At 62.7% G+C, this 21,330-nt stretch carries 18 protein-coding genes; 8 read left to right on the forward strand and 10 right to left on the reverse strand.

Annotated features, from left to right (window positions below):
• The first annotated feature begins 3 nt into the window (after nucleotides 1-3).
• The 3 genes from treZ to treY are packed head-to-tail and all read left to right on the forward strand — an operon-like array spanning nucleotide 4 to nucleotide 6,988.
• Nucleotides 4-1,923: a malto-oligosyltrehalose trehalohydrolase gene (treZ, locus tag PQQ86_RS37310; protein ID WP_408278881.1), complete on the forward strand. Its 1,920-nt coding sequence runs from the start codon at nucleotides 4-6 to the stop codon at nucleotides 1,921-1,923.
• On the forward strand, nucleotides 1,920-4,121 hold the full coding sequence (malQ, locus tag PQQ86_RS37315; protein WP_408278884.1) for a 4-alpha-glucanotransferase: 2,202 nt from the start codon (nucleotides 1,920-1,922) through the stop codon (nucleotides 4,119-4,121). The genes treZ and malQ overlap by 4 nt, the downstream gene beginning before the upstream one ends.
• On the forward strand, nucleotides 4,118-6,988 hold the full coding sequence (gene treY / locus PQQ86_RS37320) for a malto-oligosyltrehalose synthase (RefSeq protein ID WP_408278887.1): 2,871 nt from the start codon (nucleotides 4,118-4,120) through the stop codon (nucleotides 6,986-6,988). The genes malQ and treY overlap by 4 nt, the downstream gene beginning before the upstream one ends.
• 81 nt (nucleotides 6,989-7,069) lie before the next feature.
• Here treY and PQQ86_RS37325 read toward each other — a convergent pair whose 3' ends face one another.
• Nucleotides 7,070-7,519, reverse strand: coding sequence for a nuclear transport factor 2 family protein (locus PQQ86_RS37325; protein WP_408278890.1), 450 nt, complete (start codon nucleotides 7,517-7,519; stop codon nucleotides 7,070-7,072).
• 160 nt (nucleotides 7,520-7,679) lie between these two features.
• On the opposite strand from PQQ86_RS37325, the gene PQQ86_RS37330 reads away from it, so the two are divergent.
• Together PQQ86_RS37330 and PQQ86_RS37335 are read left to right on the forward strand one after the other, a co-directional pair.
• Nucleotides 7,680-8,315, forward strand: a complete 636-nt coding sequence (locus PQQ86_RS37330) for a TetR/AcrR family transcriptional regulator (protein WP_408278893.1) — start codon at nucleotides 7,680-7,682, stop codon at nucleotides 8,313-8,315.
• A gap of 21 nt (nucleotides 8,316-8,336) precedes the next feature.
• Entirely contained in the window at nucleotides 8,337-9,797 is a 1,461-nt protein-coding gene (locus PQQ86_RS37335; RefSeq protein WP_408278894.1) for a dipeptidase, read from the forward strand.
• 27 nt (nucleotides 9,798-9,824) lie between these two features.
• Here the strand turns inward: PQQ86_RS37335 and PQQ86_RS37340 are convergent, their stop codons facing one another.
• Nucleotides 9,825-10,472 (reverse strand): sulfite exporter TauE/SafE family protein, encoded by a 648-nt coding sequence (locus PQQ86_RS37340; RefSeq protein ID WP_408279446.1) that lies wholly within the window; start codon nucleotides 10,470-10,472, stop codon nucleotides 9,825-9,827.
• On the opposite strand from PQQ86_RS37340, the gene PQQ86_RS37345 reads away from it, so the two are divergent.
• Entirely contained in the window at nucleotides 10,396-10,596 is a 201-nt protein-coding gene (locus PQQ86_RS37345; RefSeq protein WP_408279462.1) for a hypothetical protein, read from the forward strand. The two genes, PQQ86_RS37340 and PQQ86_RS37345, sit on opposite strands and share 77 nt — an antisense overlap.
• 32 nt (nucleotides 10,597-10,628) lie before the next feature.
• Here the strand turns inward: PQQ86_RS37345 and PQQ86_RS37350 are convergent, their stop codons facing one another.
• Nucleotides 10,629-11,972, reverse strand: coding sequence for a hemolysin family protein (locus tag PQQ86_RS37350; RefSeq protein WP_054034925.1), 1,344 nt, complete (start codon nucleotides 11,970-11,972; stop codon nucleotides 10,629-10,631).
• A 94-nt stretch (nucleotides 11,973-12,066) separates the two neighbouring features.
• Nucleotides 12,067-12,873 carry a sensor histidine kinase gene (locus PQQ86_RS37355; RefSeq protein ID WP_408278897.1) on the reverse strand — a complete coding sequence of 269 codons (807 nt, stop codon included), beginning with the start codon at nucleotides 12,871-12,873 and terminating at the stop codon, nucleotides 12,067-12,069.
• 189 nt (nucleotides 12,874-13,062) lie between these two features.
• Here PQQ86_RS37355 and PQQ86_RS37360 point away from each other — a divergent pair, with 189 nt between their 5' ends.
• On the forward strand, nucleotides 13,063-13,404 hold the full coding sequence (locus tag PQQ86_RS37360; protein ID WP_027803023.1) for an FKBP-type peptidyl-prolyl cis-trans isomerase: 342 nt from the start codon (nucleotides 13,063-13,065) through the stop codon (nucleotides 13,402-13,404).
• Nucleotides 13,405-13,448: 44 nt separating this feature from the next.
• The gene (locus tag PQQ86_RS37365) at nucleotides 13,449-14,228 is read left to right on the forward strand and encodes an AraC family transcriptional regulator (protein WP_408278900.1); all 780 of its coding nucleotides are present in this window, start codon (nucleotides 13,449-13,451) and stop codon (nucleotides 14,226-14,228) included.
• Between the two features lie 77 nt (nucleotides 14,229-14,305).
• Here the strand turns inward: PQQ86_RS37365 and PQQ86_RS37370 are convergent, their stop codons facing one another.
• The 6 genes from PQQ86_RS37370 to accD all read right to left on the reverse strand — a co-directional run bounded on the left by PQQ86_RS37370 (nucleotide 14,306) and on the right by accD (nucleotide 21,255).
• The gene (locus PQQ86_RS37370) at nucleotides 14,306-15,496 is read right to left on the reverse strand and encodes an O-succinylhomoserine sulfhydrylase (protein ID WP_408278902.1); all 1,191 of its coding nucleotides are present in this window, start codon (nucleotides 15,494-15,496) and stop codon (nucleotides 14,306-14,308) included.
• Nucleotides 15,497-15,790: 294 nt separating this feature from the next.
• Entirely contained in the window at nucleotides 15,791-17,338 is a 1,548-nt protein-coding gene (gene purF, locus PQQ86_RS37375; RefSeq protein ID WP_408195087.1) for an amidophosphoribosyltransferase, read from the reverse strand.
• A 133-nt stretch (nucleotides 17,339-17,471) separates the two neighbouring features.
• The gene (locus PQQ86_RS37380; RefSeq protein ID WP_093634947.1) at nucleotides 17,472-17,966 is read right to left on the reverse strand and encodes a CvpA family protein; all 495 of its coding nucleotides are present in this window, start codon (nucleotides 17,964-17,966) and stop codon (nucleotides 17,472-17,474) included.
• Between the two features lie 7 nt (nucleotides 17,967-17,973).
• Nucleotides 17,974-18,894, reverse strand: coding sequence for an SPOR domain-containing protein (locus tag PQQ86_RS37385; RefSeq protein WP_408278907.1), 921 nt, complete (start codon nucleotides 18,892-18,894; stop codon nucleotides 17,974-17,976).
• A 29-nt stretch (nucleotides 18,895-18,923) separates the two neighbouring features.
• Nucleotides 18,924-20,234 (reverse strand): bifunctional tetrahydrofolate synthase/dihydrofolate synthase, encoded by a 1,311-nt coding sequence (gene folC / locus PQQ86_RS37390; RefSeq protein ID WP_408278913.1) that lies wholly within the window; start codon nucleotides 20,232-20,234, stop codon nucleotides 18,924-18,926.
• Nucleotides 20,235-20,382: 148 nt separating this feature from the next.
• Complete coding sequence (gene accD / locus PQQ86_RS37395) at nucleotides 20,383-21,255, reverse strand: acetyl-CoA carboxylase, carboxyltransferase subunit beta (protein WP_093634944.1); 873 nt, start codon at nucleotides 21,253-21,255, stop codon at nucleotides 20,383-20,385.
• Between the last annotated feature and the right edge of the window lie 75 nt (nucleotides 21,256-21,330).

A 21,330-nucleotide genomic window follows, 5' to 3' on the forward strand; every position in this document is an offset into this window, starting at 1 on the left:
ATCATGTCCGAAAATCCGATTGATCCTCACGCGCATCATCACGCGCATTGCCTGCCGTTCAGCGCACAGTTGCTGGGCGCGACGGGCGCGAAGCCGCGCACGCGGTTCCGTTTCTGGGCGCCTTCATGCAAGACGGTCCAGGTGGAGATCGAAAACGGATCGGCCCAGGGCGCGCACGACATGACGGCTGCCGGCAACGGCTGGTTCGAAACGACCGTCGACAGCGGCGCGGGCACGCTGTATCGCTTCCGGCTCGATGGTGAGCATGTGGTGCCCGATCCTGCATCACGCTTCCAGCCGCACGACGTGCACGGCCCGAGCGAAGTGATCGACCCGCGCGCGTACCGCTGGGAACATACGAACTGGCACGGTCGTCCGTGGGAAGAAACGGTGTTGTACGAGTTGCACGTCGGCACGATGGGCGGCTATGCCGGTGTGCAGAAACGTCTGCCCGCGCTCGTCGCGCTGGGCGTGACGGCCATCGAACTCATGCCGTTGAACGACTTTCCCGGCCGGCACAATTGGGGCTACGACGGTGTGCTGCCGTATGCGCCCGATTCCGCGTACGGCCGCCCCGAAGAACTGAAAGCGCTGATCGACGCTGCGCACGGTCTCAGCCTGATGGTGTTTCTCGACGTGGTCTACAACCACTTCGGACCAGACGGCAATTATCTGCACCAATACGCCCGCTCGTTTTTCCGCGAAGGTACGCACACGCCTTGGGGCCCCGCGATCGATTTCGAACGCAGTGAAGTGAGCGACTTTTTCATCGACAACGCTGTCTACTGGATCAACGAGTATCGTCTCGACGGCCTGCGTTTCGATGCGGTGCATGCCATCGACAATCATGCGTGGCTGCGCGAATTGTCCGACCATATCCGCGCGAAAGTACAACACGGCCGCCATGTGCATCTGGTGCTGGAAAACGAGCACAACAGCGCAAGCCTGCTGGACACGCATTTCGACGCGCAGTGGAACGACGACGCGCACAACACGCTGCACGTTCTGCTAACGGGCGAAACGGAGGGCTATTACCACGCATACGAGGATCGACCGATCCGTCACCTCGCGCGCGTGTTGTCGGAAGGTTTCGCGTATCAGGGTGACCCGTCGCCGATTCACGATGGCGCGCTGCGTGGCGAAGCGAGCCAGCATCTGTCGCCCACGTCGTTCGTGATGTTCCTGCAGAATCACGATCAGATCGGCAATCGCGCATTCGGCGAGCGCCTGCGCAAACTGACGTCGGACGATGCCTTGCGCGCCGCCACCGGTTTGCTGCTGCTGTCGCCGCATATCCCCATGCTGTTCATGGACGAGGAATACGGCTCGACCCAGCCGTTCCTGTTTTTCACCGACTACTCCGGCGAGCTCGCCGACGCCGTGCGCGAAGGGCGGCGTCGCGAATTCGCACGCTTTTCGGCGTTCAGCGATGAAAAGCGTCGCGCGCAGATTCCCGATCCGAACGACGTGCAGACCTTTGCGGCCTCGTCACCGCCTGAGCCTGTTCAAGGCCCCGCCGCAGACGACAACGCAAAAGACCGCCTCGACTGGATGCACTTCTATAAATCCGCGCTCGCCGTGCGGGCGAAGCTGATCACGCCGCGCCTGAAACATGCCAAAGCGTGCGGCTCGACCGTGTTGACCGCTACAACTGGTGGCGACGCCAATGCGCTGATTGCCCGCTGGAAACTCGCCGACGGCGAGACCTTGTCGATTGCGTTGAATCTCTCGAAGGAGAACGTGGCGTTCCCCGATCTGCCTGCCGGCAAAGTGATTTTCGAAACGCCGCCGCGCGTGCGCGAGCAGATCGACGCCAAGGTGTTGCCGTCCTACGCATTCGTCGCGTGGGTAACCGGCGACGTCAGCGACTATGCCATCGGTCACGATGCCCGCATCGCAGGCCAACAGGAGCGCCACGCGTGAGTGCCACCCGCCGTCCAAACGATACGATCGTGACCCTTGCCACGCGCGCCGGCTTCGAAGTCGAGTGGCGGGACGCGCACCATACGACGCAACATGTACCCGAGAGCACGCTCGCCGTGCTGCTCGACCGGATGGGCTTGCCGTGCGGTAACGCCACGCAGATCCGGCACAGCGCGGCCGCGCTCGAAGCCGAACTGTCCGGCCGCAAGCTGCCGCCGCTGATGACCGCGGAGGTCGAACGCGGCATCGCGCTGCCGGTCGCGGCGATCAAATCCGGCAGTCACTACCGGATCGAACTGGAAAGCGGCTCGATCATCGACGGCCGCTTCACGGCGCCCAAAGGAGAGGAAGCGTTGCTCGCGCCGATCGACGAGCCCGGCTATCACACGCTGGTCATCAACGAGCAACGCGTGACGTTGGCCGTCGCGCCGTCACGCTGCTATACCGTCGCCGATGCATGGCGCACGCTGCACGACGGCGCCACGATGCAACCGCCGCCGCTGTGGGGTATCGCCGCGCAGTTATACGGCTTGCGCCGCACGGGCGATGGCGGCATCGGCGACTATACGGCCCTCGCGCAAATGGCGATTGAAAGCGCGAAGCGTGGCGCGCATGCGCTCGCCGTCAGTCCGACGCACGCGATGTTCAGCGCCGAGCCGAATCGCTTCAGTCCGTATTCGCCGTCGTCGCGTTTGTGGCTGAATGTCACGCATATCGACCCCGCCGCGGTGTTCGGCGCCGACGCCGCGCGCGCCGCAGTCGAAGCCTCGCAGGCCACCGAAGCCTGGCCGGCACTCGAAGACTTGCCACTGATCGACTGGCCGAACGCGGTCGTGCTGAAGCTGAAAGTTTTGCGTGCGCTGTACGAGAACTTCTGCACCCAGGAACGCGCGCACGACACGCCGCGTGCGCTCGAATTTCATGGCTTTTGCGAACGTGCCGGCCGAGCGCTCGAAGACCACGCGCGTTTCGAAGCGCTGCAGGCGGTGCAGTTGGCGCAAGGAGACGGCGATGGCCACTGGCGCAACTGGCCCGAGGCATTGCGCGATCCACGCAGTCCGGAAGTTGAAGCCTTTGCCGAAGCGCATCGGCATGAAGTCGACTTTCATCTGTTTCTGCAATGGCTCGCCGCCAAGGGCTTGTCGCACGCGCAGCATGCAGCGAGCGACGCCGGGATGGCCATCGGCCTGATCGCCGACCTCGCTGTCGGCTGCGATAGTGCCGGCAGCCATGCATGGTCGTACCGCGACGACATGCTGCAAGGCATTTCAGTGGGCGCACCGCCCGATCTGTTCAACCAGGCCGGCCAGGCGTGGGGGCTCACTACCTTCTCACCGCGCGCGATGCGCACGCAGGGCTTCTCCGCATTCATCGACATGCTGCGCGCTGCGTTCGCGCATGCGGGCGGCATCCGCATCGACCACATTCTCGGCTTGCGGCGCCTGTGGCTCGTGCCCGAAGGTGAGAGCGCGCGCAACGGCGCGTATCTGCGCTATCCGCTCGAAGACCTGCTGCGGCTGATCGCGCTCGAATCGTGGCGGCATCGCGCGATTGTGATCGGCGAAGATCTCGGCACCGTGCCACCCGGTTTTCGCGAGCGGCTCGACGAGCACGGTCTGGCCGGCATTCGCGTGCTGTGGTTCGAAGGCGCGGAAGGCGGCAAGGGTTTCAAGCCACCACAAGCGTGGGACCGCAACGCTGTCGGCACCACCACAACCCATGATCTGCCGACCGTGGCGGGCTGGTGGCGCGGCAGCGACATCACGTGGCGCAACCGGATCGGTCAGACGATGGCGCGCGCCGATGGCCGGGACGCGGAGGAAGTGGCACAGGAAGAACGCGCCGCCGATCGCGCGCTGTTATGGCGCGCGTTCCAGCAAGCCGGCGTCGCCGCGCCGGACGTGCAAGCGCCGCCGCCCGACAAGGCGCCCGTGGATGAAGCGCTCGCCTTCGTGGCCGCCACGCCCGGGCCGCTGGTCACTTTCCCACTCGAAGATTTGCTCGCACTGGTCGAGCAGCCGAATCTGCCCGGCTCGATCGACGAGCATCCGAACTGGCGCCGCCGCGTGATCTTGCCCATCGACGCATTGTTCGAGGACGGCACCTTCAGCGATCGCCTGCTGGCGGTCGACCGCGCACGCCGCGGCGCATCCGTTCCTGCTGCTTCCAACGTTTCTTCGGAGCCTGATACGCCATGACCGTCCCGCGCTCCACGCTTCGCCTCCAGTTCCATCGAGGTTTTACCTTCGACGATGCCGCAAAGCATGTCGACTACTTCGCCGCGCTCGGCATCAGCCACGTGTATGCGTCGCCCGTCACCACTGCGGAGCCGGGCTCGATGCACGGCTACGATACCGTCGACTACACCCAGGTCAACGCTGAATGTGGGGGCGAGGCGGGCCTGAAACGCCTCGCCGATAAACTGCGCGCGCACAACATGGGGCTGATCGTCGACGTGGTGCCGAACCATATGGGCGTCGGTGGCTCGAGCAACGCGTGGTGGCTCGATATCCTCGAATGGGGCAGACACAGCGCGTACGCACGCCATTTCGACGTCGACTGGCATTCGCCCGATCCGGCCTTGCGCGGCAAGGTACTGGCGCCAACACTCGGTGGGCCATACGGTGAGGAACTCGCGGCCAGCCGGATTGCGCTGCATTTTGCGGCCGACAGCGGGCGCTTTTATATCGGCTACGGGCCGCATGTGTTTCCGGTGTGCCCAATCGACTACCCGGCGATTCTGCAAAGCGCCGATCGCGCCGATCTCAACGCACTGGCCGAACGTTTCCATGGCCTGACGACGCAGCCGGCCGATCAGCCGCGCGCCGCCGAAGGACGCGACATGCTGCGCGAGTTCGTCGCGCAAAACGGCGGCTCGGCGATCGAATTGGTGCTGGAGTCGTATTCGCCTACAGACCCGGTGACGCGCGACCGTTTGCATCGATTGATCGAACGGCAGCACTTCCGCCTCGCATGGTGGCGCACCGCTTCGGATGAAGTGAACTGGCGGCGTTTCTTTGATATTTCGACGCTGGCCGGCGTACGCGTGGAGCGGCCCGAAGTATTCGAGGCCGTGCACGCGCTGATCTTCCGTCTGTATCAGGAAGGCGTGGTGGAGGGTTTGCGGATCGACCACGTGGATGGTCTCGCTGAACCACGCGAGTACTGCCAGCGTCTGCGGCAGCGTCTCGCTGAATTGCGTGACACCGCGCCATATGTGGTCGTCGAAAAAATTCTTGGCCGTGGCGAACCGCTGCGCGACGATTGGCCCGTGGACGGCACGACCGGCTACGATTTCATGAACGACGTGGGTGCAATGCTGCACGATCCGGCCGGCGCCGAACCGCTCGCGCAGACGTGGGCCGAACTCACCGGCCGCAGCCCGCGCTTCGCCGATGAAGCCCTGGCCGCGCGCCGCAAGGTTCTCGCGGAAAACCTCTCAGCGGAACTGGACCGCGCGGCGCGCGCGCTGCACCGCATTGCCCGCGATTCGCTGACGACGCGCGACTTCACCTTCACTGCGCTGCGGCGCGTGCTGACCGAACTGGTCGTGCATTTTCCGGTGTACCGGGTCTATCCACAGAACGGGCTGCGGAGTGCCGCCGATAACGTGTATTTCGAGCAGGCACTGGCAGGCGCGAGAGGGACGCTTTCGCGCGCGGACTACGTGGTGCTCGATCGCGTGAACGCGTGGCTTGGCGGCAGTGCTGAAGAGGTGCCAAATGTGCGCGGCAATGCGCAATCGCAACAGCAGGGCCCGAATGGCGCCCCACCAAGTCATGCAGGCTCCGCGCGGCGCACTGCGCAGACGCTGTTTTCGCAATTGACCGCACCGGTCGCTGCGAAGGCGATTGAAGATACAGCGTGCTATCGCTATGGACGTTTGCTATCACGCAACGAAGTCGGCTCAGACCCGGGCGAGTTTGCTTTATCGGTCGCGCAATTTCATGCGGCGAATCTCGAACGTTCGCAGCGTTTTCCTCACGCGATGCTCGCCACGGCCACGCACGACCACAAGCGTGGCGAAGACATGCGTGCGCGGCTTGCGGTATTGAGCGAGACTTCCCACGACTGGAGCGCGACCTTGCGCGCGTGGTCGACCTTGAACGCGCCACATCGGCGTGCGCTCGACGGTAAGCCGATCAGCAGCGTGAGCCACGACACAAGCTACGATTGGGCGCCAGGCCCCGCCGCCGAGGCGATGCTGTATCAGACCCTGGTGGGCAGTTGGCCACCGGATTTAGAGCCGGACGATGAAGCGGGCGTCAAAGAACTGGCTGAGCGCGTCGCGCAATGGCAATTGAAGGCGCTACGCGAAGCGAAGCTGCAGACCAACTGGCTCGCACCCGACGAAGCCTATGAGGCCGGCTGCCGCGATTTCCTGTTCGATATCCTGGCGCCGCAGCGGCGCAATGGTTTCCTGCGCAAGTTGTCCGCATTCGTGGCGCGGATTGGACGCGCCGGTGCGCTCAACAGTTTGCAGCAGACCGTGTTGCGGCTGACGTCGCCTGGGATTCCCGATCTTTATCAGGGTACTGAGTTGTGGGACTTCAGTCTGGTCGATCCCGACAATCGCCGGCCCGTCGATTTTGCCAGACGCGAGGCATGGCTCGCACAAACTCCGCCTTCGGAGTTTCTGGCGAGTTGGCACGATGGGCGGGTAAAGCTCGCGCTGGTGCAGCGCGTGCTGGCGTTGCGCGCACATTTGCCGGAGTTGTTGAGTCAGGGTACGTATCTGCCGCTTGCAGTGCGCGGTGCGCATGCGTCGAATGTGATCGCGTTTGCACGGCGGCATGGGAATGCGTGGGCTGTGGTGGTGGCGAGCCGGCTTGCTGCCGGGTTGCTCGGCGCAGAAGGCGATGGCGGCGATTTGCCAATGGTCGATCCGGCCAAATGGGGCGATACGGCGATCGAAATGCCTGCGGATCTGGCCGCGCGGGCGTTGTTCGACTGGCTGAGTCCGGCGGCGCCCAAGGTCGACGAAAACGGTTTGCTTTATCTGCGCGATGCGTTGGGCGCGATGCCTATTGCGGTGTTGGTGGAGGACGGCGTGCCACGTAGTTGATCTGCGATTTGTCGAAGGTTGAAGGCGGTTAAAGCACACGTGCTTTAACCGCTTTTTTATCGACTCATTCAAGGCGATGCATCATCCTGCTGAGCCGCCTTGCTGTGCGCGTTTGACTGCCTCGGCTACCTGTTCCGCCACTCGCCGCGTGTCCCAATACACCTGCCCTTTGTACATCCGGTCACCGCGCAGGTTGAAGCGATCGACACCCAACCACTTCAGCGGCTGCCCGGCTACGGTGGCCGATGCCTGCCATTCGATCATGACGGCGTCGCCAGTGGGTGCCCATTGAAGGACGTCGACTTTCAGGTCCGGCAGTTGGGTGAGGACCTGACGGAAATGTTCAATGACGCCTTTCCTGTCGGCCGGTTCGGTCATGGGCGGGATCAGGTTTCGTGTGTCCTCGTGCATGAGTGCTTCCAGGTTATCGGCGACGGGGCGTTGCCACTCCGAAGCGAAGCGTTGCACTGCTATCCGGGCATTAGCTAACTGCTCCGCAGTCGGGGGAAGGTATTTTTCTGCTGACGTCATGTGAGTTTGCTCCTGAATGGGTTGCTTACCGACGGTGTTGTTTGCCTGTGTATTCAGGCTGCAGCCGAAGTTCTATTTAACATACAACGAGATTTTCACATACACAGTGTATGTATACTACAATCAGAATGTGAAAAATCAAGGAATAAAAACGCACCCCATGCCGACCGCAGGTCCAACCCCAAAATCCCGTCGCGAGGAATACGCGGACGCGACCCGTCAAGCGCTCATCGCTGCTGCGGGCCAGTTATTCACCTCGGAGGGCTACCAGCAAGTCGGGATAGAGGCCATCGCACGCAGTGCGCGCGTGACCCGCGGCGCCTTCTATCACCACTTCGCAGACAAGGCCGAATTGTTCGACGCCCTGGTCGAGTCTCTCCAGGCGGACGCTGCCTCCAAAGTCAGATCCGCTGCCGCGGCCGCTCCGCCAGCCAAACGGATGAGCGCGGGCATTCGCGAATTTCTGGAGGTTTGCACCGAACCCGCCTACCGGCAACTCGTCATTGAAACTGCGCCCGCCGTGCTCGGCCAGGCACGGTGCCGCGAGATCGAAGAGGCGCACGTGTACGGTCTGCTCATTGGCGCGCTGACAAACCAGACCACCGGCAAGGAAAAGGAAAAAGCCAAGGCGTACCTCGCCGCCCGCATGATCGGCAGCATGGTGTGCGAAGCGGCGCAATTGCTCGATGGCGCAGACGATCCCGTCGCCCTGAAAGCCGAAGCGTTGAAGCTCGTTGAAAGCATGGCCGGAACGCTGACACCAGATAAAAGCCGGGTAACATCTACGCGCAAATAAACGCACCCAAGAGGAGCACCGATGCAGATCGACTGGTCGACTATCAGAACCGGCGATGCCGACAGGCTGCACGGCACGACCATCGACATATCGGGCTGGATGATTCCGTTGGACGCGCAAGCCGACGCGGTCGACTACTTCTTGCTGAGTGCCGACGAGCCGTGTTGCGGGGGCTGCGTGCCGCGCAATCCGCTGACGTCGATCGAGGTGCAGATGGCCGCGCCGCTCGCGCCACAGGCGGAGGTGCTGGCTTTGCGCGGCCGGCTGGTATGTCTGCTGGACGACCCCGCGGGCTGGCGGTATCGGTTAGTCGATGCTATGCCGCTGGATCGTCCACAAGCTTCACAGCGACGATTTAGCCGGCGCGCGTTTCTGGCATCAGGTGTGGCGCTGGGCTTGACGGCTTGTGCACCCGGGCACTTTGCCGGCTATACCGAGGCGCGTGACGAAACGGCGCAAACAACGCCATCCAAGCAATCCGAAACCGTGCCGAGATGGCAAGCGCCCGCCGGCACGTTCACCATCGACATGCACAGCCACGGTGGCCGTGTGATCGTGTCGCGCAATCCGGTGATCGGCGCAAACCGTCCGTTTATTCCGCTGGCCACGCCGATGCGCGCTGGCGGCATGAACGTCATCTGCCTTGCAATCGTCACCGACACGACGGTCACGCGTGTGGCGGATAACCGCAAGCGTTTCGAAGCATGGCGCGAGCCACAGCCAGGCGAACTGTATGCGCTCGGCCAGACCGAATTCCTGCGCGCCCATCAGTTGGTCGAACGCGAGCAGATTCGGGTGGTGACGAACATTGCTTCGCTGACGGCATTGGGTGCGCAGGGTCCGTGCGCGATCATCTCCGCTGAAGGTGCGGATTTTCTCGAAGGCCAGGTGGATCGTGTCGATGAGGCGTACACGAAGCATCAATTGCGGCATCTGCAACTGACGCACTATCGCGTGAATGAACTCGGTGATATCCAGACCGAGCCGCCGGTGCATGGCGGCCTCACGGACATCGGCGCGCAAGTGGTGCAGCGCTGCAACGCCTTGGGAATCGTCGTGGATGTGGCGCACGGCACCTACGATCTGGTGAAGCGTGCGGCAAATACGTCGACCAAACCGCTGGTGCTCTCGCATTCGGCATTGGCCACCCATCCGGGAGCGCGAAGCCGGCTCATCACGCCGGACCATGCGCGGGTGATCGCCTGCACGGGTGGCGTGATTGGCGTGTGGCCGAGCTCAGGGACGTTTCACGATTTGCATGCGATGGCTGAAGGCGTCAAACGCATGGCGGATGTCATCGGGGTGGAACATGTCGGCCTGGGGACGGATATGCTCGGGTTCATTTCTCCCCCGGTATTCAGGAGCTACGAGCAGTTGCCCGATCTGGCCAGTGCGCTGTTGCTGGCCGGATTCTCGCAAGCAGAAGTCGGGGCGATTCTTGGAGGGAACTACCTGAGGGTGTTTCAAGCGTCGGTGGGGTGATGTCTCATGCCTTTTCGCAAAAAGGCCCTACCGCCCAGCCGCCCACAGCAACGAAACGCCTGAAGACAACATCAACCCGTCAACGACAAGTTTGAAAACCGCAGGGCTCATCCGAACCACAATCAGCCGCGCGGAAAAGGACCCGATCATGAGTGCCGAGCCGGTGATCAAACCGTCGATCACCACATGCAATGGCAATGCGCCGAAGTGATTGAACACCGCGACTTTGGTGCCGTAGACAGCCAGTGATCCAGCGGCTTCGGTTGCGAGAAAGGCGCCTTTAACCAGGCCATACGACATAAAGACGGGCACCGTGATCGGCCCGGTAGAAACGACGATGCCGGTGAGAAAACCCACCACGCCGCCGATCAGCGAAAGCTGCCACAGTGTGAATTTGATAGCGCGTCGGGCCAGCCAGCGCCGCGTCGGCACCATCGCGACAAAGAACAAACCCAACGCGAGTTCGACCGCATGGGGCGGCAATGCAAGAAGTGTCCGCACACCTAGGGCCGCCGCCGGAACCGCAGTCGCGCAGTAAGCGCCGCAAGCCCGCCAGTCGATCTCGCGCCACCACGCCAGGATTTTGCCGAAATTGCCCATGATCGCGGCGATCGCCATGATCGGCACCGCCTGCTGCGGACCGAACAGCATCACGAGAACGGGCATCAGCATCATCGACGAGCCCGTGCCGATCACGCCGCTCAACGTACCGGCCAGCAAACCGACGCACAGCACCAGCAAATATCCCATGTCGCCCCCGGGTGGTATGGACGATGATTTTACTCGAGCGATGCTTTAGCGGACCTGGAGCGGATTCAGCATAGAAGCCGCTCAACCGCCTTCGTCGTCGTAGGTCTTCGGATAAACGCGCACGAGCACGATGCGCGGCCCCTTCATCTTCTTGACCACCACATCGAAGCGATCGAACTCGACGCGCTGCCCTTCGGTAGGCAAATCGTTGAGCGCCTGAATCACGAGGCCGCCGACCGACTCAGCCTTGCCCTCGTCAATGTCGATTCCGAGCGCGCGTTCCAACGACACTACCGGCAAGCTGCCCTTGCCCATCAACGTGCCGTCGTCCATGCGCGTCCAGTCGGCGTCGCCCTGACGGAATTCGTCGTGGATCTGCCCAACCAGCGCGCCGAGCAGGTTGTCCAGCGTCAGAAAGCCGATCGGCTTCGAGTTCTTGTGACCAACCAGTGCGAAGTGCGGCGCGCCCTTGCGGAAGCGGCGAAACAGTTCGAGCGCCGGCATGTCCGGCTTCACATACTGCACGGGTCGCGCATATTTGGAGAGGTCGTCGAGCGTGCTGCCCGCGTGCCGCGCCAGCAGCAAATCCTTCAAATGGATCATGCCGGCCACGCGCTCGCCGGACGCGTCTTCGAACAACGGATAGCGGCTGAAGCGGTGCCGCGCGACGACCTGCATGTTTTCGCGCAACGGCAGATCGCGCCGCAGGCCGACCATTTCATAGGACGGACGCATCAGATCCGAGACGGTCATGCGCGAAAAATCCAGCGAATGCGCAATCGTGTTCCATTCGTCCTGGCTGTATGCGCCATCCGGCGCACCGAGTTCAGTCGCGACGTTGGCGCGGCGGCCACGCAGGATCAGCTTGAGTTCGTCGGTCGAGTAGTGCGAGTCGTGGCCATGGTCCGCGTCGAGGCCCGCGAGCTTCAACACCGCGTTGGCGCTCGTATTGAGCACCCAGATCGCCGGATACATCGCCCAGTAAAAACCGTACAGCGGCGTGGCGGCCCACAACGAAACCTTCTCCGCCTCGCGAATCGCCAGCGACTTTGGCGCCAGCTCGCCCACCACGATATGCAGGAACGAAATACACGAGAACGCGAAGAACAGCGAGATGCCGTGGATCAGCTTCTCCGACTCGACGCCGAGCAGGCTGAAGACCGGCGTGAGCAGTTCAGCGAACGCCGGCTCACCGATCCAGCCGAGCCCAAGCGACGCCAGCGTAATGCCGAGCTGACAGGCGGACAGATACGCGTCAAGCCGCCCGTGCACCTTCGCCAGCAAACGCCCACGCATGCCGTGTTTGGCCGCGAGGCTTTGCACACGCGTCTGCCGCAGCTTCACCAGACCGAATTCGGCGGCGACGAAAAAACCGTTGAGGGCAACGAGAAACAATGCACCGATAAGGGCGACAACCTGGATCAAAGCGACGGGCTCCGGCAACAAAAGTTGTCAGTATAGAGGGTGAAAGCAAGCTGAAAGTTAATCGCGTGCAGGGACGAGCACTGACAGCCGTCGCTCACGTTGCTGTCGTTGCACTCAGCGGCACGTGCAGCGTAAGCGTCACCGCTTCGCTCCCAGATGCATCGCTTTGCTCGAAACTGCCGCCGTGCGCTTCCGCGACGCGCTTGCACAGCGCGAACACCCACGCGATCCGTTTGGCTTCGCGCGGTTCGCACGCCTGTTTGCGGGCAAAGGCTTCCAGCAAATGCGGCGCCGCCGGATCGTTCAGTGCAGCGACGTTTTGATTGAAGGTGACAGTGGCGTACCACCTGGTGGCGTCCGCGCGTGCGGCTACCGTGACCGCGGCGCCCTCCGTGCTCGCCTCGACGGCAAATGTGAGCATCAGCCACAACGCCGCGGCCAGGCGCTCACGGTCGCCGTTGAGCTGCTCGGTAGCGAGGTGCGACTCGACCGTAACCTCGACGCCGCGTGCGCGCGCCAGGCCGGAGCGGACTTCTTCAACGGTTTCATCGAGCAGCGGATGCAGTGAAAACGGGGCGAAAGCCAGTGCCAGCGATTTGGTCTCGGCGCGCGTGGCGTCGACAATCGTCTCCAGCAGCTTCACCTGCTGTTCCACGCCGTTACGAATACCGGTGACTGCGCGTTGCGAATTGGGGTCGTTGGCATCGAGCTTGCGCTCGAGCACGTACGCCCAGCTATGGATAGCGTTCAGCGGACCACGGAGGTCATGCGACACCAGCGACAGCACGTGATCGCGCATAAACAGCGCGGTCTCCGCGCGCAGGCGTGCGGTGCGTTCGGATACGGCGAAGCCGGAAGGAACCGGCGTTGCGCCGGCGGCCCCGGTGGAAGGCGTTGTCACGATCGAACCCTCTCAGGCGGTGCATCAAATGTCAAAAGAAGCCCCATTATAGGCATGCCGTCCAGCGCAACCAGCCTGGCCGGATGGCTAACCTGAACGCAAACCGCATGCCACACGGCAATCCTCGGCGATGCGAGCCCAACACGCCTACAATGTCGGTTTTTACGTTTTTGATCTAAGGAGCAATACATGTCGACTGTGACTACCGAATCCGGCCTGAAATACGAAGACATCGTTGAAGGGACTGGCGCCGAAGCGGTGGCCGGCAAGACCGTCAGCGTGCACTACACGGGCTGGCTGACCGACGGCCAGAAGTTCGACTCGAGCAAGGACCGCAACGACCCGTTCGCGTTCGTGCTGGGCGGCGGCATGGTCATCAAGGGCTGGGACGAAGGCGTGCAAGGCATGAAGGTCGGCGGCACGCGCAAGCTGACGATTCCGCCGCAACTCGGCTACGGCGTACGTGGCGCAGGCGGCGTGATTCCGCCGAATGCAACGCTCGTGTTCGAAGTCGAACTGCTCGGCGTCTAAGTTTTTCGCTGCGCTAGTTTGTATTTTGTAATCAGGCTTCACCGATGAGTCACGCCGCCGTCACCGCTCCTAGCGTTTCGTTGCGCCGCTACGGCGCGATCGAAGCGTCGGACGTGCACGACTTTCACCAGGTCGTGCTCGGACTCGACGGCGCGATGGTGATGGCGGTAGACGGCGTTGCGCATCAGATCGACGCCGGCTCCGCCTGGCTCATCCCGGCGGGTTCGCGGCACGACTATGCGGGCGTCGGCGAGAACCGGCAGTTGGTGCTGGATCTGCCGGCCACTTCGCTGGCCGTGCCTGAGCGTCTGTTCGACCGCGCGCGGGCCGTGACGGTGGATGCCTCACTCACGCAGCTCGCGCATCGGATTGCGGCGCACGCCACAGGCGGTGCGCCAGGCGACGATCTGGATACCCGGCGTTTTCAGTGGGACGCAGCCGCACGACTGGGCGCTGCGTTGGTGGCCAATACCGGCACGGTGGCCGGGGCACAGGCATCTGGCGCCGGCCTCGACTTCGCGCGCATCGACCGCTGGCTGCGCGCTCATCTGTCGGAGCCGCTGCGTATCGCTGACCTGGCCGCCCATTGCGGCTTCGGCATGCGGCGCTTTCATCAGCTTTTTATCGACGCCTTCGGCGAAACGCCGCATCGCTATTTGCAGCGCCTGCGGCTCGATACCTCTCTTGGCTTGCTGTCCGATCCACGCCTGTCGCTCAGCGATATCGCGTTGGAAATCGGCTTCGGCGATCAGAGCGCTTATACGCACGCATTCACGCGGCGTTTCGGGCTGGCGCCCGGCCAATGGCGCGCGTTGCGCCATTAAGTTTGTGCAATGCGCGAGCCGCCTGAAAAGGCAGCCCGCGTTTCCTGCTGTTCTCCCACCGCGCTCGCCTGACGCTATTAACCCGCCAGACCGCGTTCCAGATCGCCGCGGATATCGCCAGCGTTTTCCAGACCCACTGCGAGACGGATCAAGCCTTCGCTGATCCCCGCCGCCGCACGCGCCTCAGGCGTCACACGACCGTGCGTGGTAGTCGCCGGATGCGTGATGGTCGTACGCGTATCGCCGAGGTTGCCGGTGATCGAGCAGATCTTCGTGCTGTCGATCACGCGCCAGGCATTCGCGCGCATCTGCTCAGGCGTATCGCCCTTCAGTTCGAACGACAGGATCGCGCCGCCCGCCTTCTGCTGACGCATGGCCAGCGCGTGCTGCGGATGCGATTCGAGCCCCGGGTAGAACACGCGGTTCACGGCCGGATGCGTTTCCAGCCAGCGCGCGATTTCGAGCGCATTCGCCGACTGCTTTTCGACGCGCAGCGACAGCGTTTCCATGCCCTTGAGCAGCACCCATGCGTTGAACGCGGACAAGGTCGGCCCGGCACTGCGCACGAACGGGAACACTTTCTCCATGATGAACTGCTTCGAGCCGACCAGCGCACCGCCGAGCACACGGCCTTGGCCGTCGAGGAACTTGGTGGCCGAATGCATCACGACATCGGCGCCGAGCTTCAACGGCTGTTGCAAAGCCGGGCTACAGAAGCAGTTGTCGACCACGAAGATCGCATTGGCCGCCTTCGCAATCTTACTGATCGCTTCGATATCGGCGACTTCGGTCAGCGGGTTCGACGGCGTTTCGAGGAAGAACATCTTCGTTTCCGGGCGCACGGCGTTTTTCCATGCTTCCAGATTGGTCGGATCGACAAAGGTCGTCGTGATGCCGAACTTGCTGAAGATCTGCGAGAACATGCCGAGCGTCGAACCAAACAGCGCCTGCGAGCTAACCAGATGGTCACCGGCCTGCAATGTCGACATCACCACCGACATGATCGCGGCCATTCCCGAAGCCGTGGCCATGCACGCTTCGCCGCCTTCAAGCGCGGCCAGACGGTCCTGGAACATCGAGACGGTCGGATTCGTAAAGCGCGAGTAGGTGTAGTTGTCTTCGGAATTCTTGAATTTTTCGGCGGCGTCCGCGGCACTCGCGAAGACGAAGCTCGAGGTCAAGAAAATCGCTTCCGAATGCTCGTTGAAGTCGCTGCGCGCTGTGCCCGAGCGGACTGCCAGCGTGTCGAAGTTCAGGGAGTCGTCCATGTTGGTTCTGGTTTCCAATGTTCCATGGCTGGGTTCAGCGTCTACGGCTCACGTTAAACGAGCCCAACAACGCCAAACGGCAGCAACAAAAAAGCCCGCTTTTGCGTCGGCATAAGCGGGCTTCATGTGCGGGGGAAAGCTGGAGCGGAGGCGGATGATTGCGGCTTTTCCACCATTCGCTTTAGCTGTTTTGGGTTGCCCCGCGTCCGCAAGCTGAGATCAAATCGACGCAAGCCGTCATGCTAACACGCTCGCGGCGTGGCGTGCAGCGGGCCACGCCATAAGCGCTATCACTCAACCAACCGACAACTGCAGATGCAGTTGCGAACGCGACGGGCCGCCCTCGGCCGCTTCGCTCGCGGCGTCGCGATCCGATTGCGAGGACGGCGCGAGACGCGCGGTTTCGATGCGGTCGAGGTACTCGGTGGTGACATCGCCCGTGACGTAGTTACCGTCGAAGCACGAGGCTTCGAATTCCTTCAGCGCCGGGTTGATATCGCGCACTGCCTGCTTCAGGGCGTCGACGTCCTGATAAACGAGATAGTCCGCGCCGATCATGCGTGCGACTTCATCGTCCGTGCGGCCATGTGCGACGAGTTCACCGCGCGTGGGCATATCGATACCGTAGACGTTCGGGTACTTCACCGGCGGCGCCGCCGAAGCGAAGATCACCTTGTTCGCGCCGGCGTCGCGTGCCATCTGCACGATTTCGTGCGAGGTGGTGCCGCGCACGATCGAGTCGTCGACGATCAGCACGTTCTTGCCCTTGAACTCGATGCCCATTGCGTTCAGCTTCTGACGCACCGACTTCTTGCGCATCGCCTGGCCCGGCATGATGAAGGTGCGGCCCACGTACCGATTCTTGAAGAAGCCTTCGCGATACTCCACACCCAGTTTCTTCGCGACCTGCATCGCGGCCGGACGGGACGAATCGGGAATCGGCATCACGACGTCGATTGGGACGTCGGGCAATTCGCGCTTGATCTTCTCGGCGAGGTAATCGCCCATGCGCAGACGCACGTTGTAGACCGGCACGCCGTCGAGCACCGAGTCCGGACGCGCGAGGTACACGAGTTCGAAAATGCACGGGTTCAGGCTCGGATTCGTCGCACATTGCTGGGCGTGCAGATTGCCGTCGAGGTCGATGAAGATCGCTTCGCCCGGCGCCACATCGCGCACGAACTCAAAACCGATACCTTCGATCGCGACCGATTCCGATGCCAGGATCCACTCGACGCCTTCCGCCGTTTCCTGCTTGCCGAGGCACAGCGGACGAATGCCGAACGGGTCGCGGAAAGCAAGCAAACCGTAGCCGGCAATCAGCGACACGATCGCGTACGAACCCCGCACCCGGCGATGCACACCCGACACCGCCTTGAACAGCGCCGCCGGATCGAGTTGCAGGCTCGAACTGGACAGCTGCAATTCGTGCGCGAGCACGTTCAGCATCACTTCGGTGTCGGAATTGGTATTGATGTGGCGGCGATCGATGCGGAACATCTCATCTTTCAGTTGCTGCCAGTTGGTCAGATTGCCGTTGTGCGCGAGGATGATGCCGAACGGCGCGTTCACGTAGAACGGCTGGGCTTCTTCCTCACTCGATGCAGAACCGGCGGTCGGGTAACGGACCTGGCCGATACCAGTGGTGCCGGGCAGGCTGCGCATGTTGCGCGTGCGGAACACGTCGCGCACCATGCCGTTAGCCTTGTGCATGTGGAAATTGCTGCCGTTCGCTGTCGCGATGCCGGCGGCGTCCTGACCGCGGTGCTGCAGAAGCAGCAGGCTGTCATAGATCAGCTGATTGACCGGAGAATGGGAAACTACGCCTACGATGCCGCACATGGCATGTCCTTCAAAGGTACGAAATTCGTAACGGCGGCCGGTGCCTGCGATGCTGCGCGAGGGTACGCGACTACGTAGAGGCACCGGATTGCGCCGGAGTCCTGCTGCGCTCCTCTAACCGTTCACCTGATCGTCACACGCGGACGTAGGCAGCGAGCGTCTCGGGAAGCAGCGGTTTCATTACGTGCACGCCCTCGACCGCATAGGGCCGAAGCAAGGCGTTGCGCCAGAATTCCTGTTGGGGCAGTTCGGTCAAGCCTGCAAGGGCGACCAGAATCAGCACCAGAACGACCCCGCGCACGAGGCCGAACATCAAACCGAGCGAGCGGTCCACGCCGCTCAAGCCGCTTGCCTGCACGATGCGGCTCAACAGCGCGTTCAGCACGCTTGCGACCAGTACCACGCCGATCGCCACCAGCGCAAACGCGAGAAGCCACTGGGTCAGCGCGCCGCCCGGCCACGTGGCAGGGATAAACGGCACGACATAACCGACAAAACGGCAAGCGATGAAAAACGCCGCGATCCAGCCAATCAGCCCGAATATCTCAGACAAAAAGCCGCGCCATGTGCCGCGCAAGGCCGACAAACCGATCACCGCCATTACAGCGTAGTCGAAGGCAGTGAACATCGCTCGCTTACTGTGCAGCGCCGCTGTTCGCGCCCGACGTCAAGCCGGCCTCACGAACCTTCGCAATCGCGGCGCTAGCCGCGGCACGGTCGGCGAACGGACCAGCGCGCAATAGCGTGAGCGTGGAGCCGTCGGCCTGCTTCCGATGTTCGGTATATGCGGGCACACCGGCCGCTTTCAACTTGGTGGCCCAGGTACGGGCATTGGCGTCGTTCGCAAATGCGCCAAGCTGGACGGCAAAACGGCTGCCTGGCGGCGATGCCGGCGTGCCGGAATTGGCGTCCGCGCTTGCGGCGGCCGTATTCGCGCTGTCTTCGCTCGGGGCCGGAGTTTTCGCCGCGCTTTGCGTGGCGGGTGCTTTGGCCGGTTTGGCAGGCGTTTGCGCTACAGGCGCTGCAGGTGCCGTATTGGTGGCAACGGCGGCAGGCGCTTGTGGTTTCGCAGCCGGTTTGACGGCGGGCGCTGCGCTCGCAGCCGCGCTCTGCTGTTTCGCGGCGCCGGATTGGCCTTGCGTGGCTGCCGTTGTCGGCGCAAGGCCGGAAGCGGCAAGTGCCGCGTCAGGCGCTGGGTTATCCGGTGCTACGCCAGCCTGCGTGTCTTCGTCGGTCTTGGTGGCGACCTTCGGCGCGGGGCGGCTTGGAATGTCGATCGAGATGTCGTCCGTGACGGGCTTTGGATGCGAATCCAGCACCATGGGCAGGATCACCACCGCTGCGACGACCAGTGCGACCGCACCGACGAGCCTGCGCCGCGCCCGCTGCTTTTCAGGCAACGTAGGGTCGAGCAGCATCGCATCGGCATCCACGGTGCGCTCCGTGCGGCGGGTTCGCCGCTCCACGCGCTCGCCACGGGCGGCCCGGGTGGAACTGGTGTTTGCGCCGCGCCGGGTGGGCGCGTCGTCTTTCTTGCCGAACGAGAAAATTCCCATGAATCGCTTGGTTCGAGCCTGGCGCCCGTTCAGTGTTGCTGCGATTTACGGTAGGCCATTACGCCTGCTACCGTATAGAAACTGCCGAAAACCACGATTCTATCATTCTCTGACGCTCGTTTTAGCGCGTCTTGGAAAGCCTCTGCTGGTGTTGCATAACGCGTCACGCTGCTGTCATTGCCGTCGCTCACGCCCTGCTCGCGCAAAGCCGCTTCGAGTTCTTGCGCCGAAGCGGCACGCGGGGTCGGCAGATCGGTCACACACCAGTGGTCGATTTCGCCTTTCAGGTGCGTCAGCACACCGGCTATGTCCTTATCGCGCATCGCGCCGAACACAGCGTAGGTGTACGGGAAAAAGCCCATATTGCCGAGGTTTTGCGTCAATACAGCCGCAGCGTGCGGATTGTGGCCGACGTCGAGCACGACGGCCGGCTTGCCGGGCAGCACCTGGAAGCGCCCCGGCAATTCGACGTTAGCGAGACCGAGCCGGATGTCCTGCGCCGAGACCGGCAAACGGTCGCGCAGCGCTTCAAGACCGGCAAGTGCCGCCGATGTGTTGATCAGCTGATTCGCGCCGCGCAACGCCGGATAGGCGAGCGAGGAACGGCGCATGGTCGGACCCACGTAGCTCCATTGCTGGCGCTCGCTGCCTGCCTGACCTTCGTAGCGGAAATCGCGGCCGAATAGCCACAGTTCGGAGCCGATCTTTTCGGCGTGATCGATCAGCGTTTGCGGCGGCACCGGATCGGCACAGATCGCCGGCTTGCCGGGGCGGAAAATGCCGGCTTTTTCGAAAGCGATTTTCTCGCGCGTGTCGCCGAGATACTCTGTGTGATCGATATCGATGCTGGTGATGATCGCGCAGTCCGCATCGAGGATGTTGACCGCGTCGAGGCGGCCGCCCAGGCCGACTTCGAAAATCACCGCGTCCAGCCCGCGCGAGGCGAACAGGCTCATGATCGCGAGCGTCGTGAATTCGAAGTAGGTCAGTGTGACCGGTTCGGCGAGGCTCAGGCGCGCGGCTTCGACGGCTTCGAAATGCGGCAGCAGGTCAGCGTCGTTCGCCATTTCGCCGTTCACGCGCGCCCGTTCGTTGAAGGTCAACAGATGCGGCGACGTGTGGCAGCCAACCGTGAAGCCCGCGCGCAGCAAAATCGATTCGAGGATTGCGCAGGTCGAACCCTTGCCGTTCGTGCCGCCGACCGTGATGATCGGGCACGCGAACGACAACTGCATCGCGTCACGTACCTGGGAGATGCGTCCCAATCCCATGTCGATGCCGACAGGATGCGCGGATTCAAGGTGCGTGAGCCACGCGTCGAGGGTAGGAAATGTGGTCATCGAGCGAATCTTTGCTGCGTTGCGAGATCGTGATTATCCCGGAAATGACAGCGCGCCGCTTGATGACTCTCGCGGCGCGCTATTTTTTGACTTGTTTTCAGGCGGCTGCGGCGCCCTTTCAGGCGCAGCCCCGTATTGATGCGAAGGCTTACGCGACTGCGTCCGCCGGCTGATGGCTCAAGAGCGCCATCAATTGCGCGATTTCTTCACGCAGCTTGCGACGGTCGACGATCATGTCGACCGCGCCTTTCGTCAGCAGGAACTCGGCGCGCTGGAAGCCTTCCGGCAGCTTTTCACGCACGGTTTGTTCGATCACGCGCGGACCGGCAAAGCCGATCAGCGCCTTCGGCTCGGCGATCACCACGTCGCCCAGGAACGCGAAACTCGCTGACACGCCGCCCATGGTCGGATCGGTCAGCACGGAAATAAACGGCAGCTTAGCTTCGGCAAGCTTGGTCAGCATGGCCGTGGTCTTCGCCATCTGCATCAGCGAAAGCAGGCTTTCCTGCATCCGCGCGCCGCCCGAAGCGGTGAAGCAGATAAACGGCACCTTCTGTTCGAGCGCGTTCTGAGCGCCGCGCACGAAACGTTCGCCGACCACCGAACCCATCGAGCCGCCCATGAACGAGAACTCGAAACATGCGACCACCACCGGCAGCGTGTGGATAGCGCCGCCCATCACGACCATCGCGTCGGTTTCGTCGGTGTCGTCCATCGCCTCTTTCAGGCGGTCCGGGTACTTGCGGCTGTCCTTGAACTTGAGTGCATCGACCGGCACGATTTCCTGGCCGATTTCGTAGCGGCCTTCCGGATCGAGCAGGCCGTCGAGCCGCTCACGCGCGCCAATGCGCATGTGATGATCGCACTTCGGGCAAACGTGCAGATTGGCCTCGACGTCATTGCGGTACAGCACCGCTTCGCACGACGGGCACTTGATCCACAGGCCTTCCGGAATCCCCTTGCGGTTCTTCGGGTCGGTTTGTTTGATTTTCGGCGGCAGCAGCTTATCGAGCCAGCTCATATTGAATCCCTCTGGGTCAACCGGTTGCGCAAACGGCGGGACGAACCCGCCGCTCACACTACAGGAGACAAAAAA

It is taken from the genome of Paraburkholderia sediminicola, from assembly GCF_046026675.1.
GTDB lineage: Bacteria > Pseudomonadota > Gammaproteobacteria > Burkholderiales > Burkholderiaceae > Paraburkholderia > Paraburkholderia sediminicola_F.

What these genes read in the sequence shown, in the direction of transcription:
- treZ (WP_408278881.1), top strand. Translation starts at nt 4, where the DNA reads ATGTCCGAAAATCCGATTGATCCTCACGCGCATCATCACGCGCATTGC.
- treY (WP_408278887.1), top strand. Translation starts at nt 4,118, where the DNA reads ATGACCGTCCCGCGCTCCACGCTTCGCCTCCAGTTCCATCGAGGTTTT.
- PQQ86_RS37325 (WP_408278890.1), bottom strand. Translation starts at nt 7,519, where the DNA reads ATGACGTCAGCAGAAAAATACCTTCCCCCGACTGCGGAGCAGTTAGCT.
- PQQ86_RS37330 (WP_408278893.1), top strand. Translation starts at nt 7,680, where the DNA reads ATGCCGACCGCAGGTCCAACCCCAAAATCCCGTCGCGAGGAATACGCG.
- PQQ86_RS37335 (WP_408278894.1), top strand. Translation starts at nt 8,337, where the DNA reads ATGCAGATCGACTGGTCGACTATCAGAACCGGCGATGCCGACAGGCTG.
- PQQ86_RS37345 (WP_408279462.1), top strand. Translation starts at nt 10,396, where the DNA reads ATGATCGCGGCGATCGCCATGATCGGCACCGCCTGCTGCGGACCGAAC.
- PQQ86_RS37340 (WP_408279446.1), bottom strand. Translation starts at nt 10,472, where the DNA reads ATGATGCTGATGCCCGTTCTCGTGATGCTGTTCGGTCCGCAGCAGGCG.
- PQQ86_RS37360 (WP_027803023.1), top strand. Translation starts at nt 13,063, where the DNA reads ATGTCGACTGTGACTACCGAATCCGGCCTGAAATACGAAGACATCGTT.
- PQQ86_RS37365 (WP_408278900.1), top strand. Translation starts at nt 13,449, where the DNA reads ATGAGTCACGCCGCCGTCACCGCTCCTAGCGTTTCGTTGCGCCGCTAC.
- PQQ86_RS37370 (WP_408278902.1), bottom strand. Translation starts at nt 15,496, where the DNA reads ATGGACGACTCCCTGAACTTCGACACGCTGGCAGTCCGCTCGGGCACA.
- purF (WP_408195087.1), bottom strand. Translation starts at nt 17,338, where the DNA reads ATGTGCGGCATCGTAGGCGTAGTTTCCCATTCTCCGGTCAATCAGCTG.
- PQQ86_RS37380 (WP_093634947.1), bottom strand. Translation starts at nt 17,966, where the DNA reads ATGTTCACTGCCTTCGACTACGCTGTAATGGCGGTGATCGGTTTGTCG.
- PQQ86_RS37385 (WP_408278907.1), bottom strand. Translation starts at nt 18,894, where the DNA reads ATGGGAATTTTCTCGTTCGGCAAGAAAGACGACGCGCCCACCCGGCGC.
- folC (WP_408278913.1), bottom strand. Translation starts at nt 20,234, where the DNA reads ATGACCACATTTCCTACCCTCGACGCGTGGCTCACGCACCTTGAATCC.
- accD (WP_093634944.1), bottom strand. Translation starts at nt 21,255, where the DNA reads ATGAGCTGGCTCGATAAGCTGCTGCCGCCGAAAATCAAACAAACCGAC.